Annotated in this window: 16 protein-coding genes and 1 pseudogene; 6 read left to right on the forward strand and 11 right to left on the reverse strand. The window is 37.9% G+C overall.

Annotated features, from left to right (window positions below; all coding sequences use genetic code 11):
* Positions 1 to 90 precede the first annotated feature (90 nt).
* Positions 91 to 585, reverse strand: a complete 495-nt coding sequence (locus tag IQ237_RS13450; protein ID WP_194055907.1) for a DUF4168 domain-containing protein — start codon at positions 583 to 585, stop codon at positions 91 to 93.
* Positions 586 to 777: 192 nt separating this feature from the next.
* Positions 778 to 1,764 (reverse strand): DNA polymerase III subunit delta, encoded by a 987-nt coding sequence (holA, locus tag IQ237_RS13455; protein ID WP_194055909.1) that lies wholly within the window; start codon positions 1,762 to 1,764, stop codon positions 778 to 780.
* A gap of 182 nt (positions 1,765 to 1,946) precedes the next feature.
* Here holA and IQ237_RS13460 point away from each other — a divergent pair, with 182 nt between their 5' ends.
* Positions 1,947 to 2,735: a DUF1868 domain-containing protein gene (locus IQ237_RS13460; RefSeq protein ID WP_194055911.1), complete on the forward strand. Its 789-nt coding sequence runs from the start codon at positions 1,947 to 1,949 to the stop codon at positions 2,733 to 2,735.
* Positions 2,736 to 2,884: 149 nt separating this feature from the next.
* Here IQ237_RS13460 and IQ237_RS13465 read toward each other — a convergent pair whose 3' ends face one another.
* Together IQ237_RS13465 and IQ237_RS13470 are read right to left on the reverse strand one after the other, a co-directional pair.
* Positions 2,885 to 3,664: an RDD family protein gene (locus tag IQ237_RS13465; protein WP_194055913.1), complete on the reverse strand. Its 780-nt coding sequence runs from the start codon at positions 3,662 to 3,664 to the stop codon at positions 2,885 to 2,887.
* A 4-nt stretch (positions 3,665 to 3,668) separates the two neighbouring features.
* On the reverse strand, positions 3,669 to 4,502 hold the full coding sequence (locus IQ237_RS13470; protein WP_194055915.1) for a hypothetical protein: 834 nt from the start codon (positions 4,500 to 4,502) through the stop codon (positions 3,669 to 3,671).
* 81 nt (positions 4,503 to 4,583) lie between these two features.
* On the opposite strand from IQ237_RS13470, the gene IQ237_RS13475 reads away from it, so the two are divergent.
* Positions 4,584 to 5,549 carry a stage II sporulation protein M gene (locus tag IQ237_RS13475; protein WP_194055917.1) on the forward strand — a complete coding sequence of 322 codons (966 nt, stop codon included), beginning with the start codon at positions 4,584 to 4,586 and terminating at the stop codon, positions 5,547 to 5,549.
* An 80-nt stretch (positions 5,550 to 5,629) separates the two neighbouring features.
* On the opposite strand, the gene IQ237_RS13480 is transcribed toward IQ237_RS13475, so the two are convergent.
* The 6 genes and pseudogenes from IQ237_RS13480 to IQ237_RS13505 form a co-directional block, all read right to left on the reverse strand.
* On the reverse strand, positions 5,630 to 6,949 hold the full coding sequence (locus IQ237_RS13480) for a DUF58 domain-containing protein (protein ID WP_194055918.1): 1,320 nt from the start codon (positions 6,947 to 6,949) through the stop codon (positions 5,630 to 5,632).
* A gap of 245 nt (positions 6,950 to 7,194) precedes the next feature.
* The gene (locus tag IQ237_RS13485) at positions 7,195 to 8,118 is read right to left on the reverse strand and encodes a DUF4344 domain-containing metallopeptidase (RefSeq protein ID WP_194055920.1); all 924 of its coding nucleotides are present in this window, start codon (positions 8,116 to 8,118) and stop codon (positions 7,195 to 7,197) included.
* A gap of 349 nt (positions 8,119 to 8,467) precedes the next feature.
* Positions 8,468 to 9,418: a MoxR family ATPase gene (locus tag IQ237_RS13490; RefSeq protein ID WP_194055922.1), complete on the reverse strand. Its 951-nt coding sequence runs from the start codon at positions 9,416 to 9,418 to the stop codon at positions 8,468 to 8,470.
* Positions 9,419 to 9,479: 61 nt separating this feature from the next.
* Positions 9,480 to 10,610: a DUF4350 domain-containing protein gene (locus tag IQ237_RS13495; protein ID WP_194055924.1), complete on the reverse strand. Its 1,131-nt coding sequence runs from the start codon at positions 10,608 to 10,610 to the stop codon at positions 9,480 to 9,482.
* Between the two features lie 184 nt (positions 10,611 to 10,794).
* Positions 10,795 to 11,403, reverse strand: coding sequence for a DUF4129 domain-containing protein (locus IQ237_RS13500; protein WP_194056005.1), 609 nt, complete (start codon positions 11,401 to 11,403; stop codon positions 10,795 to 10,797).
* A 45-nt stretch (positions 11,404 to 11,448) separates the two neighbouring features.
* Positions 11,449 to 11,904 (reverse strand): annotated as a pseudogene (locus IQ237_RS13505) (DUF2243 domain-containing protein); the annotation flags it as partial.
* Between the two features lie 540 nt (positions 11,905 to 12,444).
* Between IQ237_RS13505 and IQ237_RS13510 the strand changes: the two are divergent.
* The 4 genes from IQ237_RS13510 (at position 12,445) to IQ237_RS13525 (ending at position 16,450) form a co-directional block, all read left to right on the forward strand.
* The gene (locus IQ237_RS13510) at positions 12,445 to 12,918 is read left to right on the forward strand and encodes an NADAR family protein (protein WP_194055926.1); all 474 of its coding nucleotides are present in this window, start codon (positions 12,445 to 12,447) and stop codon (positions 12,916 to 12,918) included.
* A gap of 1,005 nt (positions 12,919 to 13,923) precedes the next feature.
* Positions 13,924 to 14,694 (forward strand): hypothetical protein, encoded by a 771-nt coding sequence (locus IQ237_RS13515; protein ID WP_194055928.1) that lies wholly within the window; start codon positions 13,924 to 13,926, stop codon positions 14,692 to 14,694.
* Positions 14,695 to 14,951: 257 nt separating this feature from the next.
* Entirely contained in the window at positions 14,952 to 15,200 is a 249-nt protein-coding gene (locus IQ237_RS13520) for a hypothetical protein (protein ID WP_194055929.1), read from the forward strand.
* The gene (locus IQ237_RS13525) at positions 15,200 to 16,450 is read left to right on the forward strand and encodes a murein transglycosylase A (RefSeq protein WP_194056007.1); all 1,251 of its coding nucleotides are present in this window, start codon (positions 15,200 to 15,202) and stop codon (positions 16,448 to 16,450) included. The genes IQ237_RS13520 and IQ237_RS13525 overlap by 1 nt, the downstream gene beginning before the upstream one ends.
* Before the next feature lie 92 nt (positions 16,451 to 16,542).
* Here the strand turns inward: IQ237_RS13525 and IQ237_RS13530 are convergent, their stop codons facing one another.
* Positions 16,543 to 17,433: a DUF5895 domain-containing protein gene (locus tag IQ237_RS13530; RefSeq protein WP_194055931.1), complete on the reverse strand. Its 891-nt coding sequence runs from the start codon at positions 17,431 to 17,433 to the stop codon at positions 16,543 to 16,545.
* Positions 17,434 to 17,479 lie beyond the last annotated feature (46 nt).

Below are 17,479 nucleotides of genomic sequence, written 5' to 3' on the forward strand. Positions count from 1 at the left end.
CTGGTGACTGGTGACTGGTGATTGGTGATTGGGAAAATACAAATAATTTCTACCTGCTCCCTGCTCCCTGCTCCCTACCTTCCCCAATATCTAACGGCTATTACGCGCACCCGATTTAGAAGCAGATTCATTTTGCAACCGCAGCAAAGTATTATATATCTGACGTTTCAAATCGGTGTTGCTTTGAACTTCGACCGTAATTTGATTAAACCGTTCAATGGTTAAATTATTGGCTGACACTATATTTTGAGAATCGTTACAATAATTAACAGCTATCTCCCTAGCCTTGTTTGGTAGGGAATTCATGCTGTTAGGGTCATTACAGACAATTTTGGGAATTTCTTTTCCCCCAATAAGTTTTTTAAGTTCTTTAAACGCAATTTGGCGTTTTGGCTCCATTTCTAATACAGACTGGGCATAGTTAGTAACTTCTGCATTGTCAACTGGCGGAATTTGAGCATCTGCTTTCACAGTCAAACCCAAAGTAGCAATTAAACTCGCAGCGGTGAGAGTTGCAAATACCAAGGACTCAGAAAGTTTGTGCTTAATTGAAGTTCGCAAAAAGACAAAATAATTTTCCTGCATACGATAGATGACACAGAATAATAGTAGAGATATGATAGTAGGTTTGAATTATTTTAGGAATCAGAAGTTCCGGTAAAATCGAAATTTTGATCAAGGTGGGGACTGGTGACTGGGGACTGGGTAATCAATTTTATGTTTCTCTGTCAACTATCAACTATCAACTATCACTTTTTCCCAATCACCCATTACCCATTACCTTTTCTGATATACTTGACAAAGTTCAATGACTTTAGTTTGTAGGATTGATGTTTCCGACGCTCCTTGTTTGAGGCTAACTTCTAATTCCAGCAGTAGGGGTAAAGATGAAATTAGTTGTTGTACAGAAAGAGATTTGACTTCTTGCTGTAGGAAGTAGATACGTTTAGGGTTATTGATTTCCGCTGCTTGGGCGATCGCTTGGGGGTTGCGTTCTCCTGTTTCCATCATAATCTTTACCCATAGCCATGTGCGAAACTGCCCTATCAAAGTGGCAACAATTCTTAAACCCGGTTCAGCCGCATTTATTAGATCCCCGACAATACCCAAAGCTTTAGCTGTATCACCGGTTCTAATAGCCGCTGCTAATTGCAAGGTGTTTTGAGTAGTATTTCTGACTAACAGAGTTACAGTTTTCACATCTAATGGCTTATTACTACCTGCCATAAACAGGCGTAATTTCTCCATTTCTGTATAGAGAAGCCTGGTATCGTTGCCTATAGACTCCGCTAATATTTCCGCAGTTTGGGTAGTTAATTTTACACCGACATCTTGAGCAACTTCATTGACAGCTTGTACCAACAATTCAGTTTTCCAGGGGGGAATAAGTGAAAACTCGCGGATTTCGGCAAATTGTTTGATAAATTTTGTAGCTTTGAGACGTTCATCAGGTTTACTGCGGCTTGTTACCAATAAAAAGGAATTTTCAGGAATTGCGGGTAAAGTCCGTTGTAATTCTGATAACGCATTTTCTGGACACTGTTGGCATAAATTAGAATTGACTAACCAAACCAAACGCCCACCAGCACCGAAAGCGGGAGTCATAACTTGATTTAAAGCCTGAATTATTGCATCAGGTTGATCTGGGGGGAAAGCGGTATAGTTAAAACTTGTCCAAAGAGGATCAAGAACGCGATCGCGTAAAGCTGCAACCGCCTTTTCCATTGCAAAATCATCTTCACCCCAGTAAACGTAGATTGGCATAAGAATTAGGTGACAGGTGACAGGTGACAGTAGAGATGGGAAGCAGGGGCAGCAGGGGCAGCAGGGGCAGCAGGGGGAGAATATTAACTTTTGCCTCTTGCCTCTTGCCTCCTAATAAAATAACTTGGTCAAATTATGTAAATTTTCCTACAATCTATCAAGAGAGATCGAGGCTAAGAAGATTGGACGACAACTACCAAACCTATTTAAATCGGGTAGCACGCATGACGCTACCAGAATCTTACAAAACCCAAGTTCAGCATATCCAGGAATCTTATAAATTTAAACCTGTTGATGGAGTCAGAAAACCAGCACCATTTCCTGGTTATACACTGATTACCCCACCAGCAGCAGAAGATACACAGAACGCTGATTTTTACAGCCAAATTGAGACTTTTCAGCGATCGCTGTTAAATTTACCAATCAACTCCGATTTGATTGTACCTCTACCTCCTGCCAGTTTTCATTTCACCTTGGCAGATTTAATTTGGGATCATGCTTACATTCATGCTACTGAGAAAAATCCCCAATTTGAAGAGGAGTTTAACTCTTGTTTAGGGAATTTGTTTGATCAGTATAACGAATTAAGAGGTGAAACAAGTCATCCTATTTCTTGGCAAATGTTAGGATTAATAGTTATGCCAAGAGCTTTAGCAGTGTGTTTAATACCCAAAGATGAAAGGAGCTATGAGGAGATTATTCAACTCCGCCGACTAATTTATCAAAATCGCAAATTAATGGGCTTGGGTATTGAACAACATTATCACTTTACAGCCCATATTACATTAGGCTATTTTGGGGAAATTACTGCTGACCTAGATCGGGTAAAACTTAGTAATTTGTTGTCAGAGTTAAATCAACAATGGCTGTTAAATTTTCCAGAAATTGTAGTCCATCGGGCTGAATTACGGAAGTTTGATAATATGACAAATTATTATCGTCAACCTGACTTTACGAGTTTAGAGTTTTAATTTGCTAGTTGTCAGGGAATAGGGACTGGGGACTGGGGAAGAAAATTTTAGATTTTAGATTTTAGATTTTAGATTGGAGCTAACAAAAACAATCAAAAATCCAAAATCCAAAATAAAAAAACTCCTGCCTCTTGCCTCCTGACTCCTCCCTAAAACTCTGGTTGTTGATAGGCTAAATAAACAGCTTCTAGAAACACATCAGCGGAAATTTCAACAGGTAAAATTGTTAAATTTATAATAGATTTTACCTGTTCGGATAATTTTATTGATAAGGAAGACCGAGCTTTTTTAGACATTCCATTGCGGCGTTGTAAATACTCACGAATAATGGCAAAATCATCAGGCAATAATTGAGATAAATCCGAGATTTTTTGCAAACTGAGATAAAATGACTTTGCCTCATCTGAAATAGTAAGATTGGCAGATTTATTAACTTGTTGGGTTTGAATTACTATAGTTCCTGCGACTAAATCACCAAGGCGCTTTTCACTTTTACTAAACATAATTAAAAAAGCGCCAATAAACAAAGTTTCATCAATAGGACGCAGTAAAGCCCGGAGTGCAGCTTGTTGTAAACCCAAAGGTCTGCCATCATCTCGCACTACACGAATTTTAGCAATGCGTTTACCAGGGGTTTGTCCTTGCCAGAGAGTTTCAAAAAAAACAAAATAACCTGTGTAAATAAAGAAAAGAATCAGGAAAGCGATCGCAGTCATCCATAAACCAAAACCAGAGCCAAAAATCTCTGAACCAATATCATATAATTGATTAGAAATAAATGCCCAGACTGCGATAAACAGAGCTAAACTTAAAGCCAAAATCTGATAGTCAATAATTAACGCCCAAGCTCGACTTCCTATACCAGCTAAGGTAAATTCTAACTCAACGCTTTCCGGGGTGCTGAATTTGATTCTGTTGAAAAGGTGCATGATCTTAAATCTCGCGATCGCGTAATTGCAAACCTAAACCCTCACGCCGACTTCTTAGGTCATAGTAAATTACAGCTTTAATGGATTGCCAGAATGGCATCACAAACATTCCTCCTACCAAACTGATCAGTAAAGAAATAAAATACACCAGTCCGTAAATGAGCGAACCTGGTTCTAGTGCCAGTAGGAATAAACTAGGTAAATAATTAAATAAAAATACAATTGGTAGTGTGACAATACCAGCAACTATCACTACCCCTTGAATACGAAAAGCTGAAGCTTTGGTTAACTCCCAACTTCTATTAACACTCTCCCCACCATTAATATTTTCCTCAACTGCTAATGGTACTTCAGCTATCACCCAACGAGCGTAGAACCAAGTTAGTCCTGCCACGATAATAATTACCATCAAAACAGCAACTAAAGCGGTTGTAATTATAGCCCCTCCAGTACCTAAGATGACAGTTAAGGCCGCTGCTAATAAACCAACCACTATACCACCTGCAATTGCTAGTCCCAGATAAACTAACAACAGATATAAACCTAATCGAAAGTAAATTCCCCAAAATGACCATAAACGAGGCTGAACATGATTCCTGGCATCTTCAATACTTTCTGGTTGGTTAGTTAGTTCCCCAAAGGCTAAACGCGAAATTAGTCCAGAAATGGCTGCATATTTTGCCCAGCCATAGATAGGAACTAAAACCCATAAATGAGCGATCAAGGCTAGTTGAAGATACTTATTGAGATGAGAACGATACAAACGTACACCTGCACTGACTACGTTGCCAATACTCAATGGTTGTGCAGGACTGGAAAAACCCAAGTTTTCAGACATAGTAGTAAATGTTCCTTAAAATTACAGTTGGCAATTTTGAGGCCATATTAAGCTAAATTAAACTCAGTACCCGGAAATTTTATGAATATTAAACGTTGGATCGGCAGACGAGAGGAAAATTGGCAACGTCTAGATTCTCTATTACGGAAAGTAGAACAAAAAAAGTTAAAATCTCTCAAATCTGGGGAAATTAGAGAGTTAGCCAGCTTATATCGTTCCGTAGCCGCAGATTTAGCCCGCGCTCGTACCCAGGAAGTAGGGAATACTTTAATTCAAAGTTTACAATCCCTAACAACTCGCGCCTATACTCAAATTTATCAAGGTTCACGCAAACAAGAATGGCAAGCAGCGGTAGAATTTTACCGTTTTGGATTTCCGGCTGTAGTGCAGCAAACATTTCCATACATAGCCACTGCTACAGTTTTATTTATCTTCGGTGGTTTAGTAGGTTGGTGGTATGCTTGGCAAGATCCCAGTTTTTTGTCGCTGATAGTACCAAATCATATAATTTCCCAAGTCCGAGATAAAGGTGAGTTATGGATGGGTTCTATTGTCGGTATTGAACCTTTAGCATCCAGCAATATTATGATTAATAATATTTCCGTTTCTTTCGTTGCTGTTGCTGGAGGAATTACTGCCGGATTATACACAATTTATATCATGATATTTAACGGTTTATTAATTGGTGCGGTTGCTACTTTAGTCGGTCAAAATAATCTCGCTTATCCATTTTGGGCGTTTGTATTTCCTCACGGGGCTTTGGAATTACCCGCTATCTTTTTCGCAGGTGGGGCAGGATTTTTAATAGCCAAAGCAATTATATTTCCTGGTAAATATCGCCGTCGAGATGCAATTAAATTTTATGGTTCTCTAGCTGCACAATTAGTATTTGGTATTGTGCCGATGTTAATTATAGCTGGAATTATTGAAGGTTTTTTCTCACCTAATCCCATTATTCCAGACCCGATTAAATATTTAGCAGGAATGGGATTATTTATATTTTTAGTGCTGTATTGTAATCGTAAAAATAAATTGGTTAAGGGATAAAAAATTAAAAATTAAAAATTAAAAAGGAATGAAGAGGAAGATATTTTAGCAGTAAGGGTAATTCTTCCTCCTGACTCCTGCTAAAGTTGATTTCTGGCTTTAAGTTGCAAATATCGTTCAACTAATTGATCAGAAATTTGATTTGCTGGTGCATCAAGAACCAAAACACCTTTTTGTTTTAATTGGGCAAAAGCAACTTGTCTTTGTGCTAATAAATCTAAAGATACTGCACGAGTATAAACTGTTGTGATATCGTCAGTAAAAGTGTGTGCTATTTGGTCAACTTGGGGATCGCGGAGGGTGACACAAAAGGGTAAATAACGGGGTGCTAATTTGCAGAGTGCTGCCAGAAGTTCTGAAGAAGCAGTAATATCAACTAAGTCAGTAATTACCACTACTAGCGCCCTGCGGGTTTGCTGTTGGACTACATGAGTGACAGCGCCTAAATAATCAGATTCTAATAATACTGGTTCAATAGGTGTGAGTCGATCAATTAGTTGATTAAGGTGATGTTGTCCCCGTTCTGGGGGTATCCAGGTGTGTACTTGACGATCAAATACAGCTACACCAACGCGATCGCCCCGATGTAAACCCGCCAATGCTAAGGATAATGTGGTATTTAAACCCCAGTCAAATCGCTGTAAACCCTGGACTTTGGCGGTCATTAATCGCCCACGATCTAGTAAAATCAGTAAAGTTTGTTCCTGTTCTGGTTCTAAAACTCTGACTAACGGACCTGTGTTACCATAGGCACGTCTAGCGGTAGCTTTCCAATCGACAAACCGCAAATCATCACCGCTGCGATAGTTCCGCAGTTCTGCAAATTCTGTTCCTATACCCATTTGACGAACTTTGCGGATAGAACCAGATGATTGTAATGTCAGACGAATCGAGAGCGATCGCAACCCCATTAAATCAGGATACACTTTCACCCGTGTATTTTGGGGAATTTGCCAATCATCCCACCCTAACCCCCAATTTCCCAACTGTCGTACTTGAATATTTCCCCACGGAAAATCTCCCCTTTGGTTTGGTTGTACAGTGTAAGTTATCTCTTGGGTGTTATTTGCAGGAAGATTAACGCTGAGAGTCGATGTAGAAACAGCAAACTCTGTCGGATAGTAATCACGAATTTGAATAATACTATTTGTATTTCCTGATTCTACTTTTAACACTACTGGATTATCACGACCAATAGATAAACGTGAGGGTAATTCCCGGCTAATTTTAACGCGAGATTTTCTCACTTTTAAACTATCAATAACCATCAATCCTAAAACCACAGCATCAAATACCAAAGTTAAAGCGATGCTTTGGTAAATACCCAAAATCATAGATAAAATGGGTGATACAGCAATTGCTAAACCTAATAAAAAATAAACTTTTTTAGATGGAATCATATAGTTCACAGGTGACAGGTGACAGGTGACAGAAAAGATTGAATAGTTATTAGTTATCAGTGTTCATGGTTGATTGTTAACCGTTAACAGTTAAGTGACCTCTGATACAATTTTTTATGAAGCTGCGCCTAAATTCTGAATTTCTTATTTCCTTCTTTCTTTGTGTCCTTTGCGGTTAGTTCATTCTTGAATTTAGCGCATCTTTATCAAGAATTGGTATGACTCCTAAATTCTTCCAACTCTGATTATAATAAATTGACTCCTTCTCTTAAATGAGGACTTAATAAAGTTCGCCAAGCCTTCAGCTTTTTATTGTAATCTATTCGGCAAGTAGTTTGTCTTTCTGGTGGGATACCTACATTTTCTACCAAAACATCATATTCTTTTGGGTTTTTACCATAAACCAAACAAATAATATTATAAAACCTCTGATAATTCAAAGAGTGTTCATCCCAAAAAGATAAATCTTGACTTACACTTTCCATTTCCCGATTTCCAGATAAACCAAATTGGATAGCAGAAGCTAAAGCTGCAAATTCTTGTCCTAATTCTGATAATAAAATTGTCGAAAATTCATCAACAGTATCTTCTTCCTTACCAGTTACAGGTAAATCTAATTCTTCGATGAGTGTATGTCCTAATTCATGGAAAAAAGTGAAAACAGTTGTACCTGCTACCCGACGATTAACTTTATTAACTATTTCCGGTTCATTAATATTCAATTCCCTGGATTGATAGTAGTCCATAAATACATCTGTAAATTTATCTATTAATTCATAACAAAGAGTAATACTATGTTCAGAAGGTTTATAATAGGCGTTGACAGCACCACAGTCACCCAAAATAATTTTCACATCATTGGGCATCATAAAAACTCTATTTAGCTTTTGCGCTAATTTTTCAAATGATTGATATTTTCGCAATCGTTCTTGTCTTTTAATAGAATGTTTGCGTTGTAAAGGAGTATAAATTACTTGGAATTTACCTTTAGCATCTACATTATTACTATTCCTAATTATTTCATTAGTATTGCCAACTAATTTAACTGGTGTTTGCTTAACAAGAGGATTGATAGAAATAACAATTATACCTAAAGCTAGAATACTGACTAACAGGAAAATTCTTAGTTTAAAACTAATTGGTTTTAAATATTTCAATAGGTAAGACATACTGTGGTATATACAATATGATTGAAAACTTGGTAAGGAGTCAGGAGTTAGGAGTCAGAATTTTTGATCAATTTGATCAATCAGTTGCTGAACAATGAGAGGATGTTTGTAAAGTCTAATTTGTAAAGTCTAATTTGTAAACCCTAAATTAATGGCAGATAAAAACGGTAGCATCCCCAATGTGTAAATTTATTTTTATCTAACGGAAAAATGATCCAAAGTCCTGATATGATTGAACCGCAAAGGACGCAAAGGACACAAAGGTAAGAGAGTTTAAGAGATGTTTTCGTGTTGCTGCGGTTATCTTTTCAAAATTGGGATGCTCCTGATAAAAACAGCAATTTGCTGATTATCTGGGAACTGGAACTTGATTAATGATGGCAGCTATTACCGCATCTATTTGTAAACCATCCAGCATTGCTTCTGGTTTTAAAAGTAAACGATGACGCAACAGTGGGGAAGCAACAGCTTTGATATCATCAGGTGTGACAAAATCTCTACCCGCTAACCAAGCAGATGCTTGAGATGTTTGTAACCAAGCACCAGCAGCGCGAGGAGATGCACCTAAAGCTAAATCAGGATATTGACGGGTTTTTCTCACCAATTCCAAGAGATAATCAACTATAGCTTCAGATACCTGAACTTGTTTAACGGCTTGCCTAGCCTCTAAAATATCAGCTACTGTAGTGATTGGTTTTAACTTGGCAATATCTAAGCGTCTAGCTGCAAAACCCGCTTGTCGATTTAGTAACATTTGCTTTTCTGCTGCTTGATCTGGGTAATCTACAACTAGTTTGAATAGAAACCGATCTAACTGCGCTTCTGGTAAGGGATAAGTACCTTCAAATTCCAGGGGGTTTTGTGTTGCAATCACCCAAAATAAATCTGGTAATGGTAAGCTTTCACCATCTAAGGTGACTTGCATTTCTTCCATTGCTTCCAGTAGTGCAGCTTGTGTTTTGGGAGGAGTACGGTTAATTTCGTCAGCGAGTAAAACTTCTGTAAAAACAGGACCTTTTTTGAGTAGGAAATTGCGACTATTTAAGTCGAAAATATTTGTACCAGTAATATCGGATGGTAAAACATCTGGTGTCAGTTGAATCCTTCGGAAATCTGCTTGAATTAACTGCGCTAACACTTTGACCAGGAGTGTTTTACCAGTTCCGGGTACTCCTTCTAAAATTATGTGTCCACCTGCTAACAATGCTATTAACGATTGCTTGACTAGGTTGGATTGTCCTACAATTATTTGGTTTAGTCCTTGTCCAAGGCGAATTAATACAGGATGTGTTGCATTCATATTTTCTATATACAAATCAGCCCAGGGGAATTATCCAAAATTTCCCAAGATTAATTAAAAATTAATTTTGAATGTTGGATTTTGAATTTTGATTTTTCCGTAGGCTTTGCCATTTCCCTAACCAGCTTATCAGGTCTTGTTCACTGATACGGTGTTTTTTTATTTGTAGTTTTAAGACTGCTTCCAGTTCTGCTGCACTTTTACCTGTGTGATCTTGCCAAACTTTGAGTAAAACTTCATTTTCTACAGGTATTTGACCTAATCCTAATACTTTTTGTAGTTGCAGTTGTTCTTCTTTACCTACCATTTCCAGCACAAAATCGCTAGATTCTGCTTTTTGTAAAACTCCTGCTAATGCTTGTATGTATGCCTGACTGTTATCTATAACTGGTGTATCCAAAGTTACGGGTTTACCAAAGCGGCGATTTTCAGACCAAATTAGCACTAATAACAGTAAAACTACTTGCACTAATGCTGGAAATAAAGGAGTTTTCGCCAAGTAACTTAATAAATCGCCTTCTCGTTCTTTCTCTCTAATATCAGAATCTTTGTAACCGTGGATATACTCGTCTATAAGTATTTTTTGTTTACCTTTGGTAACTAAATCTGCTAAATATACGAAATTTGCTTCATCTTGATAAGCATTGGCGGCTAAATGGGGAGTGGTAGCGAAAATGACTTTGCCTTTGCCATATTTCTCTTCCCAGACTACAGCACCATAGCGATCGCCCAACAAAACTGCTTCTAAATCTTGTTTTGACTCTTGTTTTGACTGAGATTCTTGATATCTTCTGCTAGTGTCAATCTTAACATCACCCAAAGCTGATTTTTGATTGCTGCTAAATTCTGCTGCTGTTGGTGGTTGTTTTACACCTAAAATCACTAAGGTATTACCTTTTTTTACCCATTCAATTTGTTGTGAATAAAACATTGGGTTTCTTAAAGTGCTGTTAATCTGGATGAAAGTTAAAGGGTTTTTTTCCGCCTCAATATCACTAAAAGGCTTTTGCCAACGTTGGATATTTGTTCCTTGAGATTGCATAAAAGCATACCAAGCACCATAACCTTCAGGTGCGCGATTATAACTAGAACCACTATTGATTTTACTGCTAGGAGCAACTGTTATGCTAAGTAAAATTATGGCTGCTAGAGCGATCGCACCTAGCCAAATAATGCGGTTACGGCGTTTCATATTTTTAGGTGACTGGGGACTGGTGACTGGGTAAAAATAACTAATGACTAATAACTAATGACTAATAACTAATGACTAATAACTAATGACTAATAACTAATGACTAATAACTAATGACTAATAACTAATAACTAATAACTAATAACTAATAACTAATAACTAATGACTAATAACTAATGACTAATTATGAATTAAAAAGTTCTTGATAAGCTTGACGACACTGTTGATAATTTTCTGCCAAAATTTCATGATTACCAAAACATAATTGTTCATGGGTGGTAATTAAGGTTTCATAAGGTTGAACAGGAGTTACACTAGAAGTTACTAATTGCAGATATTCGCCGTCTGTGCGGCTAGGTTGTTGAGGTGCGATCGCTTTTTCATGCAGTTGCTGTAACATCGCTAAATATAGATAACGGCAAGCTTCCCGGTAGTTACCCTGTTGGTGAAATTCCTGGGCTTTAGTTAACAACAAGCTGATAGATAACTCATTAGCTTGATTTTTATTCTGGGAAATAAAGCCATGATCAAATCTTGCCAGCCAAGCATAAATGTAAGGATTAAATTCTTGCCATAAACGCCAAATTACCCAAACGACAAATAAACCCAATATTACCCAAAACAGAACTTTTAGTAATTCAGCTAACCAAGGACTAATTGACCAACCAGGAGGTAATTCTGGCAGGGTTTTTTGAAAGCGTGAAAATTGGTATTCAAACCATTCTCCTACTTTTTCCTGAAATAAATAAAACTGCCAACCCCAGTTTGTTTTTTCAAAAGCATCAGTGTTCATAATTCGTAATTCGTAATTCGTAATTGTTAATTTTCTCACCTGCCTCCGGCCTCCAAGTATCATTTTCGAGCCTATGATAACAAGCACTGCCCCCAAAGCCAAAAATCCCAAATCCCAAGCTAACTGATGGGGTCCTGGTTTTACATGATGGATACCGAGAATTTGGTGATCTATAAGTCCTTCAACCACATCAAATAAGCCAATACCGAATTGACCCAACAAAAATCTGTGTTGACCAAGCAACATCTTCACGCTTGCCAGCTTGCCACAGTAAAATTATACCTATCACAGTCAATATCCAGTCAAAAGCATGAAATAAACCATCCCAGACCATGTTTAAATCTATATTTGAGATGGTAGTAAGTGGTTGAACGTTACTGATCATGTGATGCCATTGGAGAATTTGATGTAGCAAGATGCCATCAACAAAGCCTCCAATCCTAAACCCAGGAAAATTCCCGCAGCGATTAGTATTGTATTGCCGTTACTTGCCTGCGATATAAAACCTAGACAAAGCTAGACTTTACTTTCTACTTCAACGGGAGCATGGGAGCGGTTATCCCTCTGTAGACTTTCACGCTGTAGCCCAACGCGATTGTGTTCCAATTAAGTTTCTGAAAAAGACTACCACCATCATTGCTTGGTTTTCGCGTCGGCAATAGTCTCAATTCAATACTTGATATCACCGTATTATATATCAAGTAGTTGATTTTTTCCGGAAAATATATTGATTTTTGTCAATATAAGTATAGTTTTGTCTATGAAATTGTCAACTTAGGACAAGCTCACTCTTGGCCTTCATAAGAACCTCAGAAATTCATTATTTTGGCTACCAAAATAAAACTATTGTCTGAGTGATATCTTCTGTCTTAAGGCTAGTACGGCTGCACGGAAGTCAACAGGAATATAAAATTTAATATACAGCGTATTACAGCTAAATGAATGAAGTACAAAATTGAATTATAAATCCTGGTCGCCAACGGATTTTAATGCTGATCACTGATAGCTGACTGCTGACTGCTATAAAAGAGAAATTTTCAAATGACTATTTACTTTTACAAAGTTTGGCAGCCCTATGGCTGTTTTTCTAACTTTTCTCCCCACCCTATCGAAATTGACGGTACTTACTGGCCAACAGTTGAACATTATTATCAAGCGCAAAAGTTTGCTGGTAGTGAAGATGAGGTTTTTATACCCTTAATCTATGCTGCACCTACCCCTGAAGAAGCGGCTGCTTTAGGTCGATGTGGCGATCGCAAACTGCGCTCAGATTGGGATCTGGTAAAAACTAATGTGATGCGAGCAGCTGTACTAAAAAAATTTCTCACTCATGCAGACATCAGAGAAGTGCTTTTAGTTACTGGGGATGAAATTTTGGTGGAAAATTCACCCACAGATTATTTTTGGGGCTGTGGAGTAGATAAAACAGGTCAAAATCATCTAGGTAAAATCCTCATGAGTGTGCGTGAACAAATCCGTCAGTTAATGTTGTTAACAGCAATTACCAATTCTTGATAGCAATACCATCATTGCTGACGGTAAAGGAGGAATCTCTCAAAGCACGCAATATAATGTTACGTGCGCCGTTAGCATCTCTTGTTTGCCCAATCTAAATTTCACACTACCAAAAGAGGGTTAGTAGCTAGTACAGCACTGCGTAAATAGGGCTTGCTGAATAAATGTAAAACCTAGATAAATCAAGGGATTGAGGATGATTAAAATTAAAATTGTGCAAGGTTTTAGGTACTGTGAGCCTAAGAAAGCTTGTACTTTGTTAGTGTTGGCACAATTTCCAAATCAAAAAACTCCTTGATAGCGAAGCGTGGCGTAGCCATACTCCTTGAACTCCTGTCCCCTCACACATAACTTTTTCAGCAAACCCTAAATAGGTTTGTTTCAAAACTTAAAATATAAATGAGTGAATACTATAAAATAGTAATAAACTATAAACCCTTGCTAATAAAATATTTCTGGATGTAATTGGCCTATTTACTCAACTTTTCTTAAATCATTTTTCCGATAAAAGTAAAGTTTAATTGCAAAAAGAGAAAAACTATAGACAAATAATTTTTGAGGTGATATCTTAATAATTGAAGCTAAAGAAAAAAGCTTCCCTGGCAGATCAAACAGCTAGTGATAAAGTTAGAGTTGAAAACGAAAGTAGTAAGAGGTTGAAAACGCTGTTAAATTACAATCTGTCTCGTCGAAACACCGCAACACCCAACGCGAAAGCTTATATTCCCTCAAATTAGTGAGAATCAGGGGGCAATGTAACTGGTTTTCATTCCTTGTTGATCAAGGTGATGAAAGAAAGTACATCCCTGGATAGTATAAACAAGGGGAGGGAAACACCAAGCTAGTAGATGTTGGGTGTTGTTGTGTTTGGGTAATGGGTAATGGGTAATGGGTAATGGGTAATGGGTAATAATTTACTACCAGTCACCAATCACGAGTCACCAATCACCAATGCGTAAGTTTGTACTACAATTGAATAGAAAAAGCCAGTTTAAATAGTGATTTATGTCAATTATTGCGCTCAGAGCGTGGTATCTACAGGATTATGAACCGATTACGGAATTGGAGAAACGCCCTCCAGATATTCGTTTGAGTAAAAAAAGCTTGCTAAAATCGGGGTTGCGTGCGGATTTTTTAGAAGATAGCGATGAAGTCAAAGCATCAACTTGGTTTAGGCGCTATTTGGAAGGTGAAAATATAGAATTTTATATTGAGGGTAGTGGTGGTTATTGTGTAGCGAACATTGACTTAATTAGTCATGAAATCTATTTAACTAAACAAAGTTTGTTAGCGCAGTTAGAACCAACGATTTTTTTGTGCTATCAAACTGAATATGCAAAATCTAGTGATTTGCTCAGAGAACAACTGCAAGAAAGTTTGCAAATTTTAAATGGTAAATCTCGTCTACCCCTAACATTAATAGAATCATCCCGTCCCAGTCATGCACCGTTAAGGTTAAATCGTACCATGATGCGGAAAATCCGTAAGAGTTTATTATTTATTGCGGATACCACACCTATTACTAGCATTGATGGGAAAGAAACTTGTCAATTAATTCCTAGTCCTAACGTCTGTGTAGAAATTGGTTATGCAATGGAAAATAAACGTTCTGAACAAATTGTACTAGCACAAATGCAACGTCCAGAATTAGAAGGACAATTTCCCTTTGATTTACCTACACAGCAAATTTTACAATTTATGGACGGTGCAGAACTGAATAAAATCCTCACCGTGACTATGGAAAATCAATTAACACGATTTAAACTATTTTTTTGACAACTGTTTGTTTGAAAACTGTTTTCTTAAATTTTTTCAGCCCATTTCAGATCCCCGACTTCTGTGAGAAATCAGGGATCTTAATTTTGAGAAGTCGGGAACTGTTGAGGGGGAAGTCAGCGTCATTTTGGGAAAGTAAAATTACGGGTCGTTGCCGTATTTTGGTACATCTGGCACTTCTCCCGTATGCTTACCCTTTTCATTGGGGGCTGACGTGGTTAACAATAGGTTGGATGTATAGAAAATAATGTGAATTTATGCCTAGAACTCCAAACGAATATGCAGTTCACCTGCTTTTGGAAAGTGGCCATCGGGAAGAAGTGCGCTTTTCTACTTTCCCAGAGTTTCAAAAATGGTATACAGGTGTTTTGACACCTAAGTTTGATTCAAATGAGTTTGTTAGCGTACCGATCAAGAATATTCAAGGTGAATATTTAGTGGTACGCCCGTCTAAGATTGTAGGGATTCGGGTAGAACCGATTTTTAGTTCTAGTATTGAAAGATGATGAGAAAAACCCTTGCTTTGTTTTCCTTGAGTCTGGGAATTGCCTGTACAAATCCTGTTAGCTCAGTTTTAGCTCAAGTTACCATTCCTCTGCCAGTACCAGCACCAGCAGCAGAACCAGTACCAGTACCAGTTCCACCACCGAATACACCTGAAGTTGTACCAGCACTGCAACCTATTTCCCCGGAAACTGCTTGTAATTCTCAAAGATGCTTGGGTTGGGATGAGCAACTGTGGGGGAGAAATGGCGATCGCCAAGCTTTGTTAACTTCCATTGATCATAGTTTGCGTTATCTGGGAACTAATAGAGCGGCTGAAATATATGCTAATTACCCGATTAAAGAAATTACCTTAGATCGGGTACGTCGGAGTTTATTACGCTTCCGGCAATTGGTAGTGAGTTCTAAGTCAGCAGCAGAACTACAAGCGGCTGTACATCGGGAGTTTGCTTTTTATCAATCTACAGGGAACGATGGCAAGGGTACGGTTAAATTTACTGCCTATTATGAGCCTGTGTATACTGCCAGCCGGGTGCGAACTTCTGTATACAGATATCCCATGTATAGAGTACCACCGGATTTTAAAGAATGGAAAAAACCCCATCCCAAAAGGGTAGAATTGGAAGGTAAAGACGGTTTACAAGGACATAAAGGCAGATTACGCGGTTTAGAAATGTTGTGGTTCCGCGATCGCCTTGAACCTTACATGATTCAAATTCAAGGTTCTGCCCAAATTAGATTAACCAATGGACAGAGAACTTCTGTAGGTTTTGCCGGAGGAACGGATTATCCTTGGACTAGCATCGGAGGAGAATTAGCAAAAGATGGTAAATTGCCATTAAGCGGTTTAACCATGCCTAAATTAATTAGTTATTTCCGCAGAAATCCCAGAGAAATGAATAATTATTTACCACGCTGGGAAAGATTTGTATTCTTCCAAGAAACCAACGGTGCGCCAGCAACAGGTAGTATTAACGTTCCTGTAACCGCAGAACGTTCCATTGCCACAGATAAATCTCTCATGCCTCCTGGTGCATTAGCATTGATTCAAAATGCGTTTCCTTTTCCTGCGGGTGGAGGTAGGTTAGAGAGACGCAGAGTTGATCGGTTTGTATTAGATCAAGATACAGGTAGCGCAATTAGGGGACCAGGTAGAGTAGATTATTTTATGGGTACTGGTAAATTAGCGGGCGATCGCGCTGGAATTACCGGAGGCAATGGATCACTGTATTATTTATTGTTGAGAGAATAGGTGACTGGTGATTGGTAATTGGTAATTGGTAATTGGTAATTGGTAATTGGTAATTGGTAAGAAATTATTACCCATTACCCATTACCCATTACCTAGTACGGTGGATAAGCAAAATCATCATCATCAGCATAAATATAAGAATTGGTAACACCAGATATTTCTGCTTTAGAAACATCTGGTTTCATCACTTCCTTACCAAATTCTTTATATTCTTCAAAAGCCTTACAAATTCTTTCCGATTCAGGAGAATCAGAAGCAATCATATATTCTGTTAAATTAGAAACTGTGGGATGTTTGTAATCTACAGTTGAAGCTACCAAAGCAATATTCGGTTCAATACCTCTTTCTTCACATTCAATGATCGGGCAAAAAATCCCGTGAGCATGAAATAAAGGACCCTTGGGAGTTAATGGTTTCTTTTGAAAACCGGCATAAGCTTTTTCTAATTCTCCGGCAAAACCGCCAGTCAGTCTACCTTGTTGATATTCAGAATAACTCTTACCAAAACTTGCGCCCGCTGCACCACTGAGAGTTAATTGTAAAGGTGAATGATGTAAAAACTTTTTATCTTCACCGACTAAAAAAATCAGATGGCGAGTGTAGATTTTAAATTTAAGTTTATTAGCTAAAAAATCATCTTTGTAATCTTTAAAAGTTCCTAATCTAATTTTTGTTTCTCGGTCTTGAACTGATAAAGGACCCCGACGAATAATTACTAATCTGGGAGTAGTGGTGATAAAAACCTTTTCTATATCTCCCGTACTAAATTCATGTTCTATTTCTTGCCAATTATCATCAGGTTGAAAACCAACAGCTTGAGCGTTATCGAGTTTAAGGGCTAAACCATAACTTTGTAAACCATCCTCACCATAGCGGGGACTGATCATTTGACACCAAGGGAGGGTTTGGGATGGTGGGGCGTTAAATTTTTCGTCTTCAAAGTCGAACTTGGCATGATTGCTGTTAGCAGATGCTTTAATCATTTGAGAATATCCGCGTGTTTTATTTTACAAGTTTATCTTTTGTACC

Source organism: Sphaerospermopsis sp. LEGE 08334, from assembly GCF_015207205.1.
GTDB lineage: Bacteria > Cyanobacteriota > Cyanobacteriia > Cyanobacteriales > Nostocaceae > Sphaerospermopsis.